At 61.1% G+C, this 20,505-nt stretch carries 18 protein-coding genes and 1 pseudogene; 5 read left to right on the top strand and 14 right to left on the bottom strand.

The features are described 5' to 3' along the window. The first annotated feature begins 61 nt into the window (after nt 1-61). Nucleotides 62-1,375, top strand: coding sequence for a UDP-glucose 6-dehydrogenase (gene rkpK / locus AC244_RS00275; protein WP_053246873.1), 1,314 nt, complete (start codon nt 62-64; stop codon nt 1,373-1,375). A 91-nt stretch (nt 1,376-1,466) separates the two neighbouring features. Here rkpK and AC244_RS00270 read toward each other — a convergent pair whose 3' ends face one another. The 4 genes from AC244_RS00270 to AC244_RS00255 all read right to left on the bottom strand — a co-directional run bounded on the left by AC244_RS00270 (nt 1,467) and on the right by AC244_RS00255 (nt 7,112). Continuing rightward, nucleotides 1,467-1,784, bottom strand: a complete 318-nt coding sequence (locus AC244_RS00270; RefSeq protein ID WP_053246872.1) for a hypothetical protein — start codon at nt 1,782-1,784, stop codon at nt 1,467-1,469. Nucleotides 1,785-1,993: 209 nt separating this feature from the next. Then, entirely contained in the window at nt 1,994-4,300 is a 2,307-nt protein-coding gene (locus AC244_RS00265) for a Tex family protein (protein ID WP_053246871.1), read from the bottom strand. 209 nt (nt 4,301-4,509) lie between these two features. Then, on the bottom strand, nt 4,510-5,766 hold the full coding sequence (locus AC244_RS00260) for an SAM-dependent methyltransferase (RefSeq protein ID WP_053247609.1): 1,257 nt from the start codon (nt 5,764-5,766) through the stop codon (nt 4,510-4,512). Nucleotides 5,767-6,065: 299 nt separating this feature from the next. Beyond that, nucleotides 6,066-7,112: a glutathione S-transferase family protein gene (locus AC244_RS00255; protein WP_053246870.1), complete on the bottom strand. Its 1,047-nt coding sequence runs from the start codon at nt 7,110-7,112 to the stop codon at nt 6,066-6,068. Between the two features lie 254 nt (nt 7,113-7,366). Between AC244_RS00255 and AC244_RS00250 the strand changes: the two are divergent. After that, nucleotides 7,367-7,582, top strand: a pseudogene (locus AC244_RS00250) (glycerophosphodiester phosphodiesterase); the annotation flags it as partial. 185 nt (nt 7,583-7,767) lie between these two features. Here the strand turns inward: AC244_RS00250 and era are convergent. The 8 genes from era to rpoZ all read right to left on the bottom strand — a co-directional run bounded on the left by era (nt 7,768) and on the right by rpoZ (nt 14,756). After that, nucleotides 7,768-8,697, bottom strand: a complete 930-nt coding sequence (era, locus tag AC244_RS00245) for a GTPase Era (protein ID WP_053247608.1) — start codon at nt 8,695-8,697, stop codon at nt 7,768-7,770. Nucleotides 8,698-8,705: 8 nt separating this feature from the next. Then, on the bottom strand, nt 8,706-9,422 hold the full coding sequence (gene rnc / locus AC244_RS00240; protein ID WP_152975839.1) for a ribonuclease III: 717 nt from the start codon (nt 9,420-9,422) through the stop codon (nt 8,706-8,708). Next, a complete protein-coding gene (lepB, locus tag AC244_RS00235; RefSeq protein WP_053247607.1) occupies nt 9,422-10,165 on the bottom strand; it encodes a signal peptidase I in 744 nt (247 codons plus the stop codon). The genes rnc and lepB overlap by 1 nt, the downstream gene beginning before the upstream one ends. 169 nt (nt 10,166-10,334) lie before the next feature. Further along, nucleotides 10,335-10,754 (bottom strand): holo-ACP synthase, encoded by a 420-nt coding sequence (gene acpS / locus AC244_RS00230; protein ID WP_025426385.1) that lies wholly within the window; start codon nt 10,752-10,754, stop codon nt 10,335-10,337. Then, nucleotides 10,751-11,308, bottom strand: a complete 558-nt coding sequence (locus tag AC244_RS00225) for a DUF2062 domain-containing protein (protein WP_053246867.1) — start codon at nt 11,306-11,308, stop codon at nt 10,751-10,753. The genes acpS and AC244_RS00225 overlap by 4 nt, the downstream gene beginning before the upstream one ends. 191 nt (nt 11,309-11,499) lie before the next feature. Then, entirely contained in the window at nt 11,500-11,652 is a 153-nt protein-coding gene (locus AC244_RS34915; protein WP_082366691.1) for a DUF3563 family protein, read from the bottom strand. Nucleotides 11,653-12,019: 367 nt separating this feature from the next. Next, the gene (locus tag AC244_RS00220; RefSeq protein WP_053246866.1) at nt 12,020-14,245 is read right to left on the bottom strand and encodes a RelA/SpoT family protein; all 2,226 of its coding nucleotides are present in this window, start codon (nt 14,243-14,245) and stop codon (nt 12,020-12,022) included. Between the two features lie 103 nt (nt 14,246-14,348). Next, the gene (rpoZ, locus tag AC244_RS00215; protein WP_025426382.1) at nt 14,349-14,756 is read right to left on the bottom strand and encodes a DNA-directed RNA polymerase subunit omega; all 408 of its coding nucleotides are present in this window, start codon (nt 14,754-14,756) and stop codon (nt 14,349-14,351) included. A 470-nt stretch (nt 14,757-15,226) separates the two neighbouring features. Between rpoZ and AC244_RS00210 the strand changes: the two genes are divergently transcribed. Further along, entirely contained in the window at nt 15,227-15,808 is a 582-nt protein-coding gene (locus tag AC244_RS00210) for an NYN domain-containing protein (RefSeq protein ID WP_053246865.1), read from the top strand. Between the two features lie 181 nt (nt 15,809-15,989). Here the strand turns inward: AC244_RS00210 and smpB are convergent, their stop codons facing one another. Both smpB and dapA read right to left on the bottom strand, forming a co-directional pair. Then, on the bottom strand, nt 15,990-16,469 hold the full coding sequence (gene smpB / locus AC244_RS00205) for an SsrA-binding protein SmpB (protein ID WP_025426380.1): 480 nt from the start codon (nt 16,467-16,469) through the stop codon (nt 15,990-15,992). Then, on the bottom strand, nt 16,469-17,353 hold the full coding sequence (gene dapA, locus AC244_RS00200; RefSeq protein WP_053246864.1) for a 4-hydroxy-tetrahydrodipicolinate synthase: 885 nt from the start codon (nt 17,351-17,353) through the stop codon (nt 16,469-16,471). The genes smpB and dapA overlap by 1 nt, the downstream gene beginning before the upstream one ends. A 295-nt stretch (nt 17,354-17,648) precedes the next feature. Between dapA and AC244_RS00195 the strand changes: the two genes are divergently transcribed. Continuing rightward, a complete protein-coding gene (locus AC244_RS00195; protein ID WP_053246863.1) occupies nt 17,649-19,721 on the top strand; it encodes a lytic transglycosylase domain-containing protein in 2,073 nt (690 codons plus the stop codon). Nucleotides 19,722-19,960: 239 nt separating this feature from the next. Next, nucleotides 19,961-20,446, top strand: a complete 486-nt coding sequence (locus AC244_RS34910; protein WP_082366690.1) for a BA14K family protein — start codon at nt 19,961-19,963, stop codon at nt 20,444-20,446. Nucleotides 20,447-20,505 lie beyond the last annotated feature (59 nt).

The following is a 20,505-nucleotide window of genomic DNA, read 5'->3' as shown; positions in this document are numbered from 1 at the left end:
CAACGACCGCCGCAGCCGCTATTCTCCATAAGCGAAGCTCTCGCAACAAAAGGAAGAGCAGATGAAAGTCACGATGATCGGCGCCGGCTATGTCGGCCTTGTTTCCGGTGTGTGTTTTGCCGATTTCGGCCATGACGTGGTCTGTCTCGACAAGGACGAAAGCAAGATCGACGCCCTAATGCAGGGGCGCATCCCGATCTTCGAACCCGGTCTCGACCATCTCGTTGCGAGCAATGTCCAATCCGGGCGCTTGTCGTTCACGACGGATCTCGTTGCGGCGGTCGCCGACAGCGACGTGATCTTCATCGCCGTCGGCACGCCGTCGCGGCGCGGCGACGGCCATGCGGATCTCTCCTATGTCTACGCCGCCGCGCGCGAGATCGCCGTCAACCTGAAGGGGTTCACCGTCATCGTGACGAAGTCGACGGTTCCGGTCGGCACCGGCGACGAGGTCGAGCGCATCATCCGCGAAACCAATCCGGACGCTGATTTCGCGGTGGTTTCCAATCCGGAATTCCTGCGCGAAGGTGCTGCGATCGAGGACTTCAAGCGCCCCGATCGCATCGTCATCGGCCTTGCCGACGATGATGCACGCGCACGCGACGTGATGACCGAGGTCTACCGTCCGCTCTACCTTAACCAGGCGCCGCTGGTCTTCACCTCGCGCCGCACCTCCGAGCTGATCAAATACGCCGGCAACGCCTTCCTGGCGATGAAGATCACCTTCATCAACGAGATGGCCGACCTCTGCGAGAAGGTCGATGCCAACGTGCAGGACGTTGCCCGCGGCATCGGCCTCGACGGCCGTATCGGCGCCAAATTCCTGCATGCCGGCCCGGGTTATGGCGGCTCCTGCTTCCCGAAGGACACGCTGGCGCTGGTCAAGACGGCCCAGGACTTCGACAGCCCCGTTCGCCTGGTCGAAACCACGGTCGCCATCAACGACAACCGCAAGCGCGCCATGGGCCGCAAGGTGATTGCCGCTGCCGGCGGCGATGTGCGCGGACGCAAGATTGCCGTTCTCGGCCTCACCTTCAAGCCGAACACCGACGACATGCGCGACAGCCCGGCCATAACAGTGGTCCAGACCCTGCAGGATGCCGGCGCCCATGTCATCGGCTACGATCCGGAAGGCATGGAAAACGCCAAGAAGCTGATCGACGGCATCGACTATGCCACCGACCCCTATGAGGCGGCCACAGAGGCTGACGTGCTTGTCATCGTCACCGAATGGAACGAGTTCCGCGCGCTCGACTTCCGCCGGTTGAAAGCCGTGATGAAAGGGCCGGTTCTGGTCGACCTTAGAAACATCTATCGCCCTGAGGAAGTGGCAAAGCATGGCTTTGTCTATGCCAGCGTCGGTCGGCCACACTGAGAGTTAGACGACGAATGATCACGCGCCGGGCACTCCGCCCGGTAATGGCGTTGGGTTAGCCACCTGCTCGAAGCTCGACACCGTCGATGCCTCAAGCCTTCGGTATCGGCAACGGAGGCAATGCCTCCCAGCTTTTACCGGCGAGGATGACGCAGCTTCGGCCGGTTACATCAGTGACGATCAGGGTCCAGGTGCCGCTGTCGGCCGCGTAGATCTCCATTATCGCATGCGGGTTGATCAATCCGATCCCCGCCGGCTTTTCCTGATACTGGCGCAAGAGAAATTCGATCACTTCGGACCGCTCGGCACAGTTCGCGATCGTTTGCGAACTTGCCGGATTTGGATGTGCCGTCACTGCGGCCGCCAATATGACGGCTCGAGCGAGGCCACGGATCACATTGCGTCCCATGACGCACCTCCTTTCGCCGGGAGACCCGGCGGAAAAGGAGTTTCCGCTGACCTGTTCCGCCGTAGACCGGCATGGTTATGATCGGCACTTGCTCGCGACACGATACAAGTGCCGCCACGAGATCAGTATGGCGGAGCAATCCGTATATTACAATTACCTAATTTATAGATAGAAACCCGGAAGCCGATACGACTTCCGGGCGATGGAGATTACTTTCGCTTCATCGCTTCCATGAGCGCGGCGCCGAACGCGCCTTGCGACGGCTGCTGCGGCTTCTGTGGGCGCGCCGGCGCGCTGCGATTACCGTTGTTCGACGCCGGCCCCCTCGCCTCACGGCCCGTGTCGGCACCACCATCCTTGCGCATCGTCAGGCCGATGCGCTTGCGCGGGACGTCCACTTCGGTCACCCGCACCTGAACCACGTCGCCAGCCTTGACCACTTCGTGGGGGTCCTTCACGAACCGGTCGGCCAACTGCGAGACATGGACGAGGCCGTCCTGGTGGACGCCGACATCGACAAAGGCGCCGAAGGCGGCAACATTGGTCACCGTGCCTTCGAGCTGCATGCCGACCTTCAGATCCTTGATGTCATCGATCCCTTCGGCGAAGGTCGCGGTCTTGAAGCTCGGGCGTGGGTCGCGGCCCGGCTTTTCCAGCTCGGCCAGAATATCCTTGACTGTCGGCAGACCAAAACGATCGTCGACGAACACACGCGGGTCAAGCTGCTTCAACGCCGCACTGTCACCCATCAGCGTGCGCACGTCGCGCCCGCAGGCCGCAACGATCTTCTTGGCGACGCCGTAGGCTTCCGGATGGACCGAGGAAGCGTCGAGCGGCTCCTTGCCATCAGGAATGCGCAGGAAGCCGGCGCACTGTTCGAAGGTGCGGGCGCCGAGACGCGCCACGTTCAAGAGCTCCTTGCGGCTGGCGAACGGGCCGGCGGCATCGCGGTGCGCGACGATCGCTTCTGCCGACGACTTGCCAAGACCGGAGACACGTGCGAGCAGCGGCGCCGATGCCGTGTTCACATCGACGCCGACGGCGTTCACTGCGTCTTCCACCACCGCATCCAGCGAGCGGCTGAGTTTCGACTGGTCGACGTCGTGCTGATACTGGCCGACGCCGATCGACTTCGGCTCGATCTTGACGAGTTCGGCGAGCGGATCCTGCAGACGCCGGGCGATGGAGACGGCGCCACGCAGCGAGACGTCGAGGCCGGGGAATTCAAGCGCGGCAGTCTCGGAGGCGGAATAGACCGAAGCGCCGGCTTCGGACACGATAACCTTGGTCGGCTTCGGCGCCGGCAATTGGGCGAGCATGTCGGCGACAAGCTTCTCCGTCTCGCGGCTGCCAGTACCGTTGCCGATCGCAATCAGCTCGATCTTGTGCTTGCGGATCAGCGAAGCCAGTTCGGCTTGCGTGCCGCGGACGTCGTTCTTCGGCGGGAACGGATAAACGGTCGTCGTCTCCAGGAGCTTGCCGGTGCCATCGACAATGGCGACCTTGACGCCGGTGCGAATGCCGGGGTCCAGCCCCATGGTGGCGCGCGAGCCGGCGGGAGCGGCCAGCAACAGATCTTTCAGATTACGGGCGAAAACGTGGATCGCTTCCTCTTCCGCCCGCTCGCGCAGTTCGCGCATCAGGTCGAGCGACAGTGACATGGACAGCTTCACCCGCCAGGTCCAGCCGATGGCTTCGGAAAGCCATTTGTCGCCCGGCAGCTGCCCGCCGACATTGTAGGCGGCCGCAATCATGCGATCCACCGGCTTGACCGGAGACGTATCGTCCTGATCGACGACGATATCGACGGTGAGCACCTCTTCGTTCCAGCCGCGCAGCATGGCAAGCGCCCGGTGACCCGGCGTCGTCGCCCAGCGTTCGGAATGATCGAAATAATCCGAGAACTTGGCGCCGGCCTCCTGCTTGCCATCGACAACCTTGGCTCGCAGGAACGCCGCCCCCTTCATATGGTTGCGCAGGCGTCCGAGCAGGTCGGCGTTCTCAGTCATGCCCTCGGCGATGATGTCGCGCGCGCCGTCGAGCGCGGCCTTCACATCGGGCACGTCCGCCGTCAGAAACGCGCCAGCGCGGTCAGCAGGTGCGATCGTCCGGTCGGCGAGAATGGCCTCGGCAAGCGGTCCGAGGCCACGCTCCCTGGCGATCTCGGCCTTGGTGCGCCGCTTCGGTTTATAGGGCAGATAGATATCCTCAAGCTCGGCCTTGGTTTCGACGGCGGCGATCTTGGCTTCGAGTTCGTCGGTCAGCTTGCCTTGTCCGCGGATGGATTCGATGATCGAGCCCCGCCTTGCCTCCAGCTCGCGCAGATAGGTCAGCCGCTCGGCCAGCGTGCGTAGCTGCGTGTCGTCGAGCCCGCCGGTCACTTCCTTGCGGTAACGGGCGATAAACGGCACCGTCGCGCCCTCATCGAGCAGCTCCACGGCGGCGGTGACCTGGGAGGTCGTCGCCTTGATCTCGCTGGCAATGATGGCGGCGATGGGTTTTGCTGGGCTGGCCATGATGGGATCCGTCTTTCCTGTTTTCAGTCGGCGACCATAAAGGCGCAGGCCTTCAAGGCCAAGTGAAGGCCTGCGCGGCAAAACCGGAACTCCACAGGAGATGGCAGGCTGGATCACGTCGAATGAACGGATCCATACAACGTGATCGAGCACTTGTTTATACGCATGTCGTTGTCTCGAAACTGGGACGCACTTTCGGGCGACACGCCTTAGATATCCACCGGCTCAAGCGGCGAGCGGGTCTTCTCGAATTCCATCAGTTCCCGTTCCTTCGCCTCGATGTAACCGCGTGCGAAAGGCACGGTGTCGAGCGACGGCGACAGCTGCAGCTGGAAGATGAAATGCTTGTCATGGAGGAAGGCCGTCTCGGAGGCGGCAAGATAGAACTCCCACATGCGGAAGAAGCGTTCGTCGAACAGCTTTACCGCCTCTTCGCGCCGCGCCAGGAAGCGTTCCCGCCACGCCCTCAGCGTCCAGGCATAGTGCATCGGCAGGAGCTCGATATCCTTGACGAGAAGTCGGGTCTTTTCAACGGACGGCAGACCCTCCGAAAGCGCCGGGATATAACCGCCGGGGAAAATGTACTTCTCGATCCAGGGATTGGTCGCCCAAGGCTTGTAGACCTGCCCGATCGAGTGCAGCAGCATCACGCCCTCCGGCTTCAGAAGCTCCCGCATCTTGCGAAAGAACCGGCCGTAATTACCGATGCCGACATGCTCGAACATGCCGACCGAGACGATGCGATCGAACTGCCGCCCCTGCATCGTCCTGTAGTCCTGAAGCTCGAAACGGACGCGATCGGACAGACCGCGCTTAGCCGCCCGCTCGCGCGAGATTTTCAGCTGCTCCTCGCTGAGCGTGATGCCCGTCACCGCGACGCCGGAGGATTCAGCCAGATACATGGCCATCCCGCCCCAGCCGGAGCCGACCTCAAGCACTTTCTGCCCGGGTTCGAGCAACAGCTTGGCGGCGATATGGCGTTTCTTGGCGAGCTGCGCCTCGTCGAGCGAGATGCCCGGCGGCTCGAAATAGGCGCAGGAATATTGCCAGTCCTGATCCAGGAAAAGATTGAAGAGCTTGCGATCGAGATCGTAGTGATGGGCCACATTGTGCCGGTTGCGGTTGACCGGCATTCGGCTCTTCACCTGCTGGCGCAACACGTGCTGAAGAGCAACCAGGGTGTATCGAACGGTCGCGGCGTTCTCGAGCCCGTTTTCCTTTACGATCGAGAGCACGTCGAAAATATCGCCGTCCTCGACGACGACGCGCCCGTCCATATAGAGTTCGCCGAAACGAAGGCTCGGGTCGAGCGCTATCGCCTTTTCGGCCTCCGCATCGACAATGCGGATCGTTGCCGGTTTTCCCGAGCCATCGCCCAGAATGACCTGCTCACCCGCAGAGAAGAACACCGTCAGGTTGCCCTTGCGCACCAGACGGCGAAGCAGATTCAACAATGCCGCATTCATATCCAACCCCAGCCAGACCGACATATATGTCCTGGCGCACAGGCGCGGCGACGGTGCCGGTTCTATCGGGGATTCCGGAGGGCGTCGTAGCCCGCATGACACGAAACGCATGGGCGTGACGCAAAGCACGTCCGGAAGCGGCGAAAACCGGCTCGGGCGTGGCCTAACGGCATCCGGCAAACATGCTGCGCTCCTCATGCACGCGTTACCGGAAATTCGTAAGGCCAGCTGCCATCTGGCTCCTATCCATCAGAACTTCCACTAACTTAGTAAGCTTCAATCGATTGGCAATGGGTTTTTTATGCCCCCTCAAAGATTTGTTTGCTTAGTAAATCGGCCGAAGCGGTATCAGCGCCGACGACCCCTCGACCCGGCAGAGAAAGCCGGTCATGTGGGCGGGAGAAATCGAGCAGGGGACCGGCGGGCACTATACGGGTCGGATTGACGTGGGCGATGCCGTAGTAGCCACGCTTGATGTGATCGATGCGCACCGTTTCGGCGATACCGGGCCATTGGTAGATTTCACGCAGATAGTTGGAAAGCGCCGGATAGTCCTCGATCCGGCGAAGGTTGCATTTGAAGACGCCGTGGTAGGCCGCATCGAAACGGATCAATGTGACGAACAGACGGATATCGGCCTCCGTCAGATATTCGCCCGCGACGTAGCGATTGGCCGTCAGATGGCGCTCGAGCTCATCAAGCATCCCGAACAGGCTCGTGACGGCCTCGTCATAGGCGGCTTGCGTCTTGGCAAAACCGGCGCGATAGACGCCGTTGTTGACGCGCTCGTAAATCGGATCGTTCCAGCGATCGATCTTTGCACGCAGCGCTTGAGGGTAGAAATCGAGGCGATTGCCGGTCAGGTCGTCGAAGGCCGAATTCAGAATGCGGATGATGTCGGCGGATTCATTGTTGACGATGCGCCCTTCCTTCATGTCCCAGAGGACGGGGACCGAGACCTTGCCGGTGTAGCCGGCGTCACTCGCCGTATAGAGCTCGTGATGGAAGCGGATCATGCCGACGCGTGGACCGGCATCGACAGGCTCGTCATAAACCCAGCCATCCTCGCCCAAAAGCGGGTTGGAGACGGTAAGCCCGACCACGTCCTGAAGCCCCTTGAGATTGCGAAAGGCGATCGTGCGCGACGCCCAGGGGCAGAGATAGGAAACGAACAGGCGATAGCGTCCGGCTTCCGCCGGAAGACCCACCTGCCCCTGCGGGCCCGGGCCGCCATCTGCCGTGATCCAGCTGTGGAAACGGGTCGGCTCCCGGTGAAAGGCCCCACCCTTCATCTCGCTCGCCGCAACGTCGCCCTTGACCCATTTTCCATCGACGAGCTGCGGCATGAATTCTCTCCTGAACCTGCGGGAATGCCATCTAACTCTCACGCGTGCGCGCACCGGTCAATTCGGCCGGCGGTTGACAGATCGTTCGCAATACCCAGTCCACACGCCCAGCGCGCAACATCACGGTAGCGCCACATTGTCGAGCAATCCCGGTGGCAAGAGGGAGAATCAGGATGAAAAGATTCGTCATTGTCGCCGTGCTGTTTGCCGCCGTCGTCTGGCTTCTCAACACGTCCTTGCTGGCAACGCCTCCCTGGCTCTGGGGCTGGCCCGACCGTTTTGCGCAACGAATGAAATCGGCCGGCAGCGAGATCATCCTGCTCGGACCCTATGCGGGGGGCGACTTCACCACGGGCATCGATAGCGCGGAAGATCTTGAGTTGGTGCCGGAGACGTTCTCGGGCTACGTCTGGACCAACCGTGCGGAGACGACCGGACCGATGCTGGCAAAAAGGCAACCGGCGTCGTGACGGCACGTATCCGGTCGCGATTGTCTTGAAGGAAGCAGCGCGAGCGCGCCACAGGCGCCTTGACCCGAGTGCGGAGACAAGTCCCGCCTGCAGGCTTCGGCCGAGGCACTAAACCGCGCCTTGAGAAGAGCCCCTCGCCAGCGGGGCTGGCGAGCGGCGTTAATGCATATCGTGAAGCTTGCCGATCAGCGCGGGAACTCAAGACCCATTTCGCGGAAGCGCTCTGGGTCGTCGCCCCAGTTTTCACGCACCTTGACGAACAGGAAGAGGTGCACCGGCTGCTCGAGGATCTCGGAGATTTCCTTGCGCGACGCGGTGGAGATCGCCTTGATCGCATCGCCGTTCTTGCCGAGCGCGATCTTCTTCTGGCTTTCGCGCTCGACGTAGATCACCTGCTCGATGCGAACGGATCCGTCCTTGCGCTCTTCCCACTTCTCGGTTTCGACATGCGAGGCGTAGGGAAGCTCCTGATGCAGGCGCAGGAACAGTTTTTCGCGGGTGATTTCGGCCGCAAGCTGGCGCATCGGCAGGTCGGAAATCTGGTCCTCGGGGTAATACCAGGGTCCTTCCGGCAGCGTCTCGGCAAGATAATCCATCAGGTCCTTGCAGCCCGATCCCGTCAGCGCGGAGATCATGAAGGTGCGCTCGAACTTGATCGTCTCGTTGGCCGCTGCCGCGAGCTTCAACAGATCCTCCGGCCGCACCTGATCGATCTTGTTCAGAACCAGGATCTTCGGCTGGTGGACTTCCTTCAAGCCCTGAAGGATCGTTTCCGCATCACCTTTCAGGCCACGCTCGCTGTCGATCAGCAGCATGATGAAGTCGGCGTCCTTGGCTCCGCCCCAGGCCGTCGTCACCATCGCCCGGTCGAGCCGGCGCCGTGGCTTGAAGATGCCGGGTGTGTCCATGAACACGATCTGTGCGTTATCGTGGATGGCGATGCCACGCACGATCGCCCGGGTCGTCTGAACCTTGTGGCTGACGATCGAAACCTTGGCGCCGACGAGGCGATTGACCAGCGTCGATTTGCCGGCATTGGTGGCGCCGATCAGCGCCACGAAACCCGAGTGGGTCGGCGCGCTTTCGGCGGCCGTATCTTTTTCCATATCCGTCATGTTTTCCGTCAATTTCCGGCGGAGATTTTCCGCCACACGCCTTCGCGTTCCAACAATTTCGTCGCGGCCACCTGCTCGGCGCCGCGCTTGGATCGATCCGTCCCCGTCTCCGGCGCAACGCCCCCGACCTCAACGGTCACGGTGAAGCGCGGATCGTGGTCGGGGCCGGAGCGGTCATCCGTCCGGTATGTCGGCGCGATGCCGAACTTGGCATGCGCCCATTCCTGCAATTCGGTCTTGGCATCGCGACGGGCGCCGTCGGCGCGGGTCGCCCGCTCTTTCCAGTGTAGCAGCACGAATTTGCGCGCCGCCTCCAGCCCGCCGTCGAGATAGATGGCGGCGATAAGCGACTCTACCACATCGGCGCGCACATTCATCATCGCCTTGCCGGTGATTTTCTTCACGTCGGAACCGGTGCGGATAAACTGGTGCAGTTCCAGGTCGTCGGCGACCTGGGCACAGCTCTCGGCGCTGACGAGCTGGTTCAGCCGCACAGAAAGCTCGCCTTCGTTGGCATCACGAAACGTCTGGAACAGAAGCTCAGAGACGCACAGACCCAGCACCCGGTCTCCGAGGAATTCGAGCCGCTGATAGTTCGATCCCCTGGCATTGCGGGCGCTGGAATGGGTCAGCGCCCGATCGAGCCGCTCCTTCTCGCTGAACTGATAGCCAATCACGGCCTCGAGCTTGGCCCGATCCTCCGCGCTTAGCGACCGCGCCTTCATCATTCGACCGCCTTGAACAGGCGGTCGTAGCGCAGGTTCGCCGGCCACTTCCAGATTTCACGGAACGAGGTGTCGTTGCCGAGCGAGAAGAAGATCAGGCTTGCGCGGCCGACAAGGTTCTCGGCCGGCACGAAGCCGACGTCGAAGCGGCTGTCGGCCGAGTTGTCACGGTTGTCGCCCATCATGAAGTAATGACCTTCGGGCACGATGAACTCGCGCGTGTTGTCGCCGCGCGAATCCGGGAACTGATCGAGCGTGTCATAGGAAACGCCGTTGTCCATGGTTTCGCGGTAGACCGGCACGTCGCCGCCGGTGTCGTACTGATCGTCGGCACGGAACGCGCCGTCAGGCGCGCGGTCGACCGGCTTGTCGTTGACGTAGAGAATGCTGTTGCGCACCTGGATGCGATCGCCGGGCAGGCCGACCAGACGCTTGATGTAGTCGATGTCCGGGTTCGGCGGGAAGCGGAAGACGACGATGTCGCCGCGCTTCGGCTCGCTGGCGAAGATGCGGCCCGAAAACAGATCCGGCGAGAACGGCAGCGAATACTTGGAGTAGCCGTAGGCGAACTTGTTGACGAAGATGTAGTCGCCGACAAGCAGGGTCGGCATCATCGAGCCCGACGGAATGGTGAAGGGCTGAAAGAAGACGGTGCGAATGACCACGGCCAGGAGCAGTGCCTGGATGATGACCTTCACATTCTCCCAGAGACCGCTCTGCTTCGCTTCTGTCTTTTCTGCCACGCTGCTGTCTTCCTTTGTCATCGGTGCGCTCTACAAGCGTGCCGCTCAATCAACTGTCGTTTGCGCTTTCGGTTTCCAGCCTCAAAGGCGGATGCGCAATTTTGTATCTATGCTGCAAGGGCACCCTGCCCCCGCAATCGGGCACGCCCGGATTTCTCAACGGAATGCTCTAAACCGTTCCCTCTGGCGGGGCAACGGGGAGTGCCTCGATAATCACGAAGGCCTGCGCCAGCGGGAAATCGTCGGTAATTGTCAGATGGATTGCCGCGCGATGCCCCTTGGGCACCATCGCCTGAAGCCGTTCGGCAGCACCACCGCTCAGATGCATCGTGGGCTTGCCACCGGGCATATTGATGACGCCCATGTCTTTCCAGAAGACGCCGTGCGCTATTCCGGTGCCGAGCGCCTTGGAACAGGCCTCCTTGGCGGCAAAGCGCTTGGCGTAGGAGGCGGCGCGGTTCTTGCGGCCTTCGGACTTGGCGATCTCCACCTCGGTGAAGCAGCGATTGACGAAACGCTCGCCGAAACGCGAGAGGGAGTTTTCGATGCGCCTGATGTCGATGAGGTCGCTGCCGATGCCGATGATCATGGTGTGGACCTTACACCGGACGACCGTGCGCGTCGGCGGCGGGACTGGAAAAGACGGGCCGTCTGGTAGGCCAGCGGGTAGAAGATCAGGGCGCCGGCGGCGGCAAGCGGAACCGATCCGATGAGCATCGGCTTGAAGACGGGGCCCCAAAGGCCCGAGAATTCGAGGTGCTCGACCATATGCGCGACGTCCGCGCCGGTTGCCGGACCTGACGCCTGCGGCCCGATGATGACCGTTCCAAGCTCGTAGGACGCCGTCAGGATCATCGGGATCGTCACCGGGTTGGCGAGCGCCGTGGTGATCGCTGCGGCAAGCAGATTGCCGGAGAACACGGAAGCGAGTGCAACTGCGATGATGATATGCAGCCCGAAGAAGGGCGTGAATGAGGAGGCGGCACCCGCAGCGACCCCGATTGCGATCGAGTGCGGTGACGACGACAGGCGCAGGATACGCAGCGCCATGTAGCGGGGGCCACGCCGAAAGCCCTTGCGCGGCCAAACAAGCGCGCGAAGCCTTTCGGAAATCGTGACCGGTTTTCTACGTCTGAATAACATTATGCCGTCATGACCGCATCTTGAAACCGCCAGTCGGCACAAGACGGCGTGTCCGCCTGTTTACCGGCCGCAAGATAGGCGTCATGCCCGTTGCTTGCAACCCGCTGGCGTGTGGTGCAGCGATCACGAATGAGCCATTCGCCTGGCGCATGGCTCGCCATTCCCGCCATCATACGGAAACAGGCAGCAGCTTAGTAGCCGTTGCGGAACAGGCCGCGGTCGATCTGGCGCTGACGGTATTCGAGATCGATGCGATCGACCGAACCGTTGAGATAGGCGAGCTCGCGCTCTTCCTGAGTGGCGACGCGCAGCGCGCGGGTGATCTTCCTCAACTGATTAAACATGGCAAACCTCTTCGTTTACCTCCCGATGCAGAAGATAGTTTAGAGGCCACTGTTCCACCAGAGCCAGGAAAAGACAGCAGCCATGCGCGACAAGCATGCCTTGCCACTTTTCAGACCTCGACCTGCCTGAATTCAAGGCAACTGCGCAAAACAGACGCGCAGTGGCCGTGACCTCACGGCGGTCTCCCGGCCGGAGACAGGTGTAGCCGGGCTTAACAAACGGCAAGACAGGCGCAGGCGAGAAGGGAAAAACGTCTGGCCATCATCCGCGCCCCAAGGCAAAAACCATTGCCCCCGCCCGGTGACGAGAACAATGGTGCCGATGATGACGGCTTGGCCGCCTATACGAGGGCCGAGCGGCCCCCCCTCACTCGAAGAGGCGCTTGACCGTGGAAATGCTGGGCAGTTCCTTCAGCTGCGTGATCAGGTGGTTCAGTTGACGTAGATCCCACACCTCGAGATCGAATTGCAACTCGCTGAAGTCGGCAGCCACCCGCCCCATGGAAAGCGAGCGAATGTTGACATCGCTCGTCGCAATTGACTGGGCAACCTCCGCCAGCGTGCCCGGCTCGTTCAAGGCACTGATGGCGATGCGCGCCATGAAACGACTGCTGTTGGCCTCGTCCAGATCCCAGCGCACGTCGATCCAGCGCTCCGGCTCGTCATCGAACTTCTGCAGGATCGGCGACTGGATGGGATAGATGGTGATTCCCTTGTCCTTCTCCATGATGCCGACGATACGATCGCCGGGAACGGCACCCGCGGCGCTGAAATGCACGCCGGCGTTGCCCGAGAGCCCGCGGATCGGCAGCGCTTCCGGACCTTCCGCCTGCGCCGGCTCGCCTGCCTCCTTGGATCGGCCCGGCAACTTGAACACCATGCCGGCAGCACTGCGCATGTTGAACCAGCCATCATCGGCGTTGGGCTTGACGGTTACGCGCTCATCCTGATGGTCGGGGAACACCGCGCGCAGCACGTCAAGCGACGACAGCTCGCCGCGGCCGACCGACGCGATCGCATCCTCGACCTCTTTATGTCCGAGCCGATGCAGCGCGGGCTTCAGCGCTTCGCGCGAAAACGTCTTGCCGGCGCGCTCGAAGGTTCGCTCCAGAATACGGTAGCCAAGGCCGGCATACTGCTTGCGGATGGCAGCGCGCGTCGCGCGCCGGATGGCAGAGCGCGCCTTGCCGGTCACGACGATCTCTTCCCACGCCGGTGGCGGCACCTGGATGCCCGAGCGGATGATCTCCACCTCATCGCCGTTATTGAGGCGCGTCACCAGCGGCATGATGCGGCCGTTGATCTTGGCGCCGACGCAGGTGTCGCCGATGTTGGTATGGACCGCATAGGCGAAGTCGATCGGCGTCGCGCCACGCGGAAGCGCGATCAGCTGACCCTTTGGCGTGAAGCAGAACACCTGGTCCTGGAAAAGCTCGAGCTTGGTGTGTTCGAGAAACTCTTCCGGATTGTCGCCTTCGGCCAGCGATTCGATGGTGCGCCGCAGCCACGAATAGGCATTCGACGTCGGCGACAGCGCGGTTTCGGTGGAGACCCCCTCGCCGTCCTTGTAGAGCGAGTGGGCGGCGATACCGTATTCGGCGATGTCGTTCATCCGTCGCGTGCGGATCTGCAGCTCGATGCGCTGACGGGAAGGGCCGACGATGGTCGTGTGGATCGACTGGTAGTCGTTCTGCTTCGGGGTCGAGATATAATCCTTGAAGCGACCAGGCACGACGCGCCAGCGCGTATGCACAATGCCGAGTGCGCGATAGCACGACGGGATATCGTCGACGACGATACGGAAGCCCCAGACGTCGGACAGCTGCTCGAAGGACAATGACTTCGACTGCATCTTGCGGAAGACCGAATAGGGTTTCTTCTGCCGCCCCTTGACCTGGGCACCTTTCAACCCTTCGGTCTGAAGCAGCTCGGTCAATTCGTCTTCGATCTTCTTGATCAGGCCTTCATTGCGCTGGGACAGTTCTTCCAGACGCCGGGTGACGGTTTCGAAGGCCTCGGGATTGATGTGACGGAACGAGAGGTTTTCGAGCTCCTCGCGCATATCCTGCATGCCCATGCGCCCGGCGAGCGGCGCATAGATGTCCATCGTCTCTTCGGAGATGCGTGCCCGCTTTTCAGCCGTCATATGGTCGAGCGTGCGCATGTTGTGCAGGCGATCGGCAAGCTTGACCAGGAGGACGCGCACGTCGTCGGAGATCGCCAGCAACAGCTTGCGCAGGTTTTCCGCCTGCTTGGCCTTCTTGGTAACGAGATCGAGCTTCTTGATCTTGGTCAGGCCCTCGACCAGGGCGCCGATATCCTCGCCGAAGAGATCGTCGATCTCCTGCCGCGTCGCTGTCGTATCCTCGATCGTGTCGTGCAGGAGCGCGACCGCGATCGTCGATTCGTCGAGATGCATTTCGGTGAGGATCGCCGCCACTTCCAGCGGGTGGGAAATATAGGGGTCGCCGCTTGCCCGCTTCTGCTGCCCATGTTTCTGCATGGCGTAGACGTAAGCCTTGTTCAGCAGGGCTTCATTGACGTCGGGCTTGTATTTCTGAACGCGCTCAACGAGCTCGTATTGGCGCATCATTCGCTGGCGGCTCCGTGGGAAAAGACAATAAAAAAAGTGCGCCAATCATACGAGTGGCGCACTGCTTTGAAAACACGCGGGAACGTTTGTTCCGTTACGGATCTCAGTAGTCGTCGCTCTTTTCCGGGGGCACGAGGCCCTCGATGCCAGCCAGCAGCTCTTCTTCCGACATGCGGTCGAAGGTGATTGCTTCCGGCTGATCGTCGTCTTCCGCCGTCTCGGCGAAAGTCGTGTCGGCATCGGCCTGAACCAGCGAAGCCGGATCGGGCTCGGGCTCGTCCACTTCGACATGCTTCTGCAGCGAATGGATCAGGTCTTCCTTAAGGTCGCCGGGCGAGAGCGTCTCGTCGGCGATTTCGCGCAGCGCCACGACGGGGTTCTTGTCATTGTCGCGATCGATGGTGATCGCTGCGCCCTGCGAGATCAGGCGGGCGCGGTGGCTGGCGAGCAGCACGAGTTCGAAACGGTTGTCGACCTTGTCAATGCAATCTTCGACGGTGACGCGGGCCATTGCCTGTCCTTTTGGGCTCAAAGCGCGGCGATCATCGCCGCAGCACGGATTAACGACACGAGACCGGAACGGCCGCCGGATGACGGCCTCGTCGGCTCCGATTTCTGGAATTAGCCGCCCGGATACAATCAAAACAGCATAAGTTCAAGTTTTTCCTGCATGGGGCGTTCACATCATCCGGTGCTGCCCAACAAAATGCCACGCGGACGGGCTGGATTTCGCGCGCGCCCCCCCTAGTTGCACATTTTAATGCAAACCGGAAACGCCTGGTAGAAACTGCCGACTTCCTATGTGGACGAACTGCAGCAACTGCTAAAACTAGCTATATTCGCGCGGAGCCGCTTGGAATAATGCAAGTGGTTAACTACATTATTTGCAATATCAGCAATTATTAATGTAATGGCCGTATTTTCGCGCATCCGCCGATGGGCGGTTTACCCGAACGCGATGCGCACTAAAAAGGAATAACGATGTTTGACCCTCGCGAGAAAATCGCTCTTTTTATCGACGGCGCCAATCTTTACGCCGCGTCGAAAAGTCTCGGTTTTGACATCGACTATCGCAAACTGCTCAAGGCATTCCAGAAACGCGGCTACCTGCTGCGCGCCTACTACTATACGGCTCTCATCGAGGACCAGGAATACTCGTCGATCCGTCCGCTGATCGACTGGCTGGACTACAACGGTTACAAGGTCGTGACCAAGCCGGCGAAGGAATTCACGGACTCGCTCGGCCGCCGCAAGATCAAGGGCAACATGGACATCGAACTCGCGATCGACGCCATGGAACAATCGGAAACTGTCGATCATCTGGTGATCTTCTCAGGCGATGGCGATTTCACCACGCTCGTCGAAGCGCTGCAGCGCAAGGGTCGAAAGGTTTCGGTGGTATCGACGATGTCGACCCAGCCACCGATGATCGCCGATGACCTGCGCCGACAGGCAGATCACTTCATCGACCTCGTCACACTGCGCGCCGAGATCGGCCGCGACCCATCCGAGCGCGTTCCCCGGCAGCATGTAGAGCCGGTGGCCGACCCCGTCGAGATCTGAGCGAGCCAATCATTCGCCCACCAGCGGAAGAGATAGCAGAGGCTACGCTGCGCTAAGCCGTGGAGAGAGTGCGGCCGCTTTTAGCGCGTTTCCACTTTAGGCCGCGTCACGGAAACGCTCTATCTCTTTGTTTTACGTATTTCCTGACGGAAAACCGCTTCGCATTTTTCCTGGAAATGCTCTAGCCGCGCTCCTTGAGCAATCGGCTCTTCTGCCTGTTCCAATCGCGCTCTTTGGCGCTTTCGCGCTTGTCGTGCAGCTTCTTGCCCTTGCCGAGCGCCAGCTCGAGCTTGGCGCGGCCCTGATCGTTGAAATAGATCTTGAGCGGAATGAGCGACATGCCTTCGCGATTGACGGCACCCTGCAGCCGATTGACCTCGCGCTTGGACAGCAACAGTTTGCGACGACGGCGCGTTTCGTGGTTGAAGCGGTTCGCCTGCAGATACTCCGGCAGATAGGAATTGATCAGCCAGATCTCGCCACCCTCGTCAGTGGCGTAGGATTCCGCGATGTTTGCCTTGCCTTCGCGCAGCGACTTCACCTCCGTGCCGGTCAACACCAGACCAGCCTCGTAGGTATCGACGATCTCATAATTGAAGCGGGCCTTTCGGTTCTCCGCGACAATCTTCTTGACCGTGCGCTGGCTTCCCTTGGGTGCCATCAGTTCATCAATCCTGCATGTCTGAGCGCTGCATCGATGGCGGCTTCCGTTGCCGGCTCGAGTGTCGAAAGCAGCGGCGAGCGCACCGCACGGCTCATGCGGCCGAGACGGTTCAGCGCATATTTGGCGCCGCACAGGCCGGGTTCCATGAAGATCGCCTTATGCAGCGGCATCAGCTTATCCTGATATTCCAACGCCTTGGCGTAGTCGCCGGCAAGCGTTGCCTGCTGGAATTCGGCGCAGAGCCGCGGCGCGACGTTTGCCGTGACCGAAATGCAGCCGACACCACCATGGGCGTTGAAGCCGAGCGCCGTCGCATCCTCGCCGGAAAGCTGAACGAAATCCTTGCCGCAGGCCATGCGCTGCTCGGACACGCGTTCGATCTTGCCGGTGGCATCCTTGACACCGACGATCGTCGGGTGGGCCTTGGCGAGCGCGGCCATCGTTTCGACGCTCATATCAACAACGGAGCGGCCGGGGATGTTGTAAATGACGATCGGCAGCTTCACGCTTTCGGCGATCGCCGAATAGTGGGCGAACAGGCCCTTCTGCGTCGGCTTGTTGTAGTACGGCGTGACGACGAGTACGGCATCCGCACCCGCCTTTTCGGCGTGTTGCGCAAGCTCGATGGCCTCGGTCGTATTATTGGAGCCGGCCCCGGCAATCACCGGCACGCGACCGGCGGCTGCCTTGATGCAGAGCTCGACGACCTGCTTGTGCTCCGCATGCGAAAGGGTTGGCGATTCACCTGTCGTGCCGACGGGCACGAGACCGGAGCTGCCCTCTTTTATCTGCCATTCCACATGCGCGACGAAACCTTCCGCATCCACCGCGCCGGTGGCGGTGAACGGTGTTACGAGAGCGGGAATGGAACCCTTGAACATGCACAACTCCTGACGGCTCAAAAACGCGAATACACTCACGCTTTGGCCGTAATCGACGGTTAAAAAACTGCCGCACCATAATCATGTGAGGGGGCTGCGGCAAGCGCCGTGACACGGCATTTCATGCCGGTTTTCACGGAAAAGCTTGACGTGCAAGCCGCATAATCCTTGAGGCTCGCCATCCGGTGCGCAGGTGGCGGCGGTGCGATTGCTATGATCGATAAGCCCCGGTAACCCTTCGTTAGGCAATCCGGCGGCAAATGAATGTGAGACACGGGGAAACACGGGGCTCTTGATGCGCGGATCAATCTTTCTGCCTGTCGCCGCCATGATCGGCGCAGCGCTGCTGGCCTCGTCGGCCAATTCCTCGGAAGCCCCGAACAAAGTGCCGGTACCGGGCAGCAAACCGGCAATCTCCGACAAGGCCGGCCGCGTTTCGAGCAAAGATATCACCGGCGCGGTCCCCGCAACGGTATCCCCGATCCAAGGCGACCTGAAGCTTGGGCTGGATGCGCTTTCCAACAAGGATCCCGCCAAGGCGATCACCGTTCGAAACGGCATGCGCGAGGGCACGCTCGACCGTCACATTCTGACCTGGGCGATCGCCGTTTCGGGACAACGCGGCATCCCATCTTTCGAAGTTGCCGATGCCCAGCGCGAACTGCAGGGGTGGCCTGGCCTCAAATCTCTGCGTGCCAATTCCGAACGCGCGCTCTATCGCGAAAACCCGCCAGCCGCCGATATACTTGCCGCCTTCGGCCAGACGCAGCCCGAGACCACTGAAGGGACGATCATCCTTGCCCGCGCGCTGGTGGCACAGGGGCAGAGTGCGACAGCAGCAACGCGGCTGCGCGCACTCTGGTTCAAACAGGGGCTCGACAAGGATGTGGAAACACAGATCCTGTCGGAGTTCTCCGGCCTGCTGACTGTTGCAGACCATCGGCAGCGGATGACGATGCTGCTTTATCGCAATCGCATCGAGCAGGCCGAACGCTTCAGCGATCTCGGCAAGGCGCAGTCGCTCTATCGCGCCTGGGCGGCCGTCAGCCGCGGCACGGCCAACGCTCCTGCCCTGATATCGGCGGTGGATCCCTCGTGGCATGGTGACCCGGCCTACCTGTTCATCCGCGTCGAAAGCCTGCGCAAGCAGGACAAGTATGCGGACGCCGCCAAGCTGTTGGCCACGATGCCGAAAGATCAGGACTCGCTGGTCAATCCCGGTGAGTGGTGGACCGAACAACGGATCGTCAGCCGTGGCCTGCTGGACAAGGGGGATTTCCGCGGCGCTTACCGGGTTGCTGCCAACCACAAGGCGACCGAGGCGACCGATATCGTCGACGCAGAGTTTCACGCCGGCTGGTACGCGCTGCGCGGCATGGAAGATCCGGCCACGGCATCGCGGCATTTCCGACGGATCCTCGATGTTTCGAACCGGCCGCTTTCGGCATCCCGGGCCTGGTACTGGCTTGGACGATCGGCGGAAGCGGGCGGACCGGGCAACGCCAAGGATTATTTCACCAACGCGGCCCGCTTTCCCGGCACCTTCTACGGCCAGCTTGCGGCAGCACGGCTCGGCCGCAAGGCACTCAATGTCACCTATCCAGCCCCCTCAGCGGAGGACCGAGCCCGTTTCGAAAGCCGCGAGGCGGTTCGTGCCATCGCACGGCTCGACGCCGCCGGCCACGGCTGGCGCGCCGACAGCATCTATCGAGCGCTGGCGGAAGAATTGACGAGCCCCGGCGAGCTGGCGATCCTTTCGGCACGCGCCGAAAAAGCCCGCAATCACCAGCTTTCCCTCCAGATCGGCAAGACCGCCTTTGGCCGTGGCATCGATGTTGCCGCACTCGCTTTCCCTGTCGGTGTCATCCCGTCGACGGCCAACATCGATGGCTCGGGCAAGGCGCTCGCCTATGCGATCGCGCGGCAGGAAAGCGCCTTCAACCCTGCGGCGGTCTCCACAGCCAACGCGCGGGGCCTGCTGCAACTCCTGCCCGGAACGGCCAAAGGCGTGGCGAGCCGCTACGGCCTTGCCTATTCCAAAGACCGCCTGACGAGCGATGCCGGATACAACGCCACCCTCGGCGCGCATTACCTCGGTGAGCAGATCAATAGCTTCGGCGGCTCCTACATTCTCACCTTCATCGCCTATAACGCCGGTCCGCGTCGTGTCCCGGACTGGCTCAGCCGATATGGTGATCCCCGCGGCAAACCGATCGACGAAGTCGTCGACTGGATCGAACGCATCCCGTTCCAGGAAACGCGGAACTACGTCCAGCGTGTGATGGAAAACTATCAGGTCTACAAAGTCAGGCTCGGTCAAAGCGCCGACATAGTCGCAGACCTTAGAATGGGACGACAGTCGCCTTAGAGCAATTCAGGCAAGAGGGCGCAGCGGCGTTTCGTCAGAAACTGCGTAAAAACAAAGAGATAACGCGCTGCCATGAACCCGTTCCAACGGGAAAAGTTAGGTTCATACTGGTTGTTCGTCGTGATCGTTGACAGATGGCGATGATCAAATAATCGTGATCTCCGGAGGCGGCACAAAGTACGATCTCAAGCATTTCCTTGCTTGAAGGTTCCGTCTTCCCGACGGAAATGGTAAAGGCAATGAAGACGTTAACAGTTATCGCCCTGTCGGTGTTGACGGCAATGAGCAGCGTTCCACCTGCACAGGCATTTCCGATCGCTCCGAGGATTGCATCTCAAGCCACCGATGTCCAACCGGCGCAATTCCCGTACGAGCGTGGTGAAGCGCGGAAAGGCGGCAGTGGGTGTAGTCTCCCCTATTGCGCACGTGGCTATCGGTACGACCGGCGCGGTTACTACCGCGAACGACACGGCTATTATCGTGATGGTTATCGCCGATACTATCGGGACCGTGATAATGATGCCGGCGCGTTCATTGGCGGACTTGCGGCCGGCGCGATTATCGGCGGCTTGTTGAGCCAGCCAAGATACTACAACGGTCCGAGAGTTGCCGGCGGCAGCCCACATACACGCTGGTGCTACGCGCGATTCCGGTCCTATCGGGCCTGGGACAACACGTATCAGCCCTATAACGGCCCGCGGCGGCAGTGCTATTCGCCCTACTGACAATGAGAAATGAGGAAGCGGCCACTCCTGGCAGCCACGCCGATGTGTCGGCTCCTCAG

Source organism: Ensifer adhaerens (assembly GCF_001270265.1).
Taxonomy (GTDB): domain Bacteria; phylum Pseudomonadota; class Alphaproteobacteria; order Rhizobiales; family Rhizobiaceae; genus Ensifer; species Ensifer adhaerens_B.
This window is presented reverse-complemented; position numbering and strand designations above follow the sequence as displayed.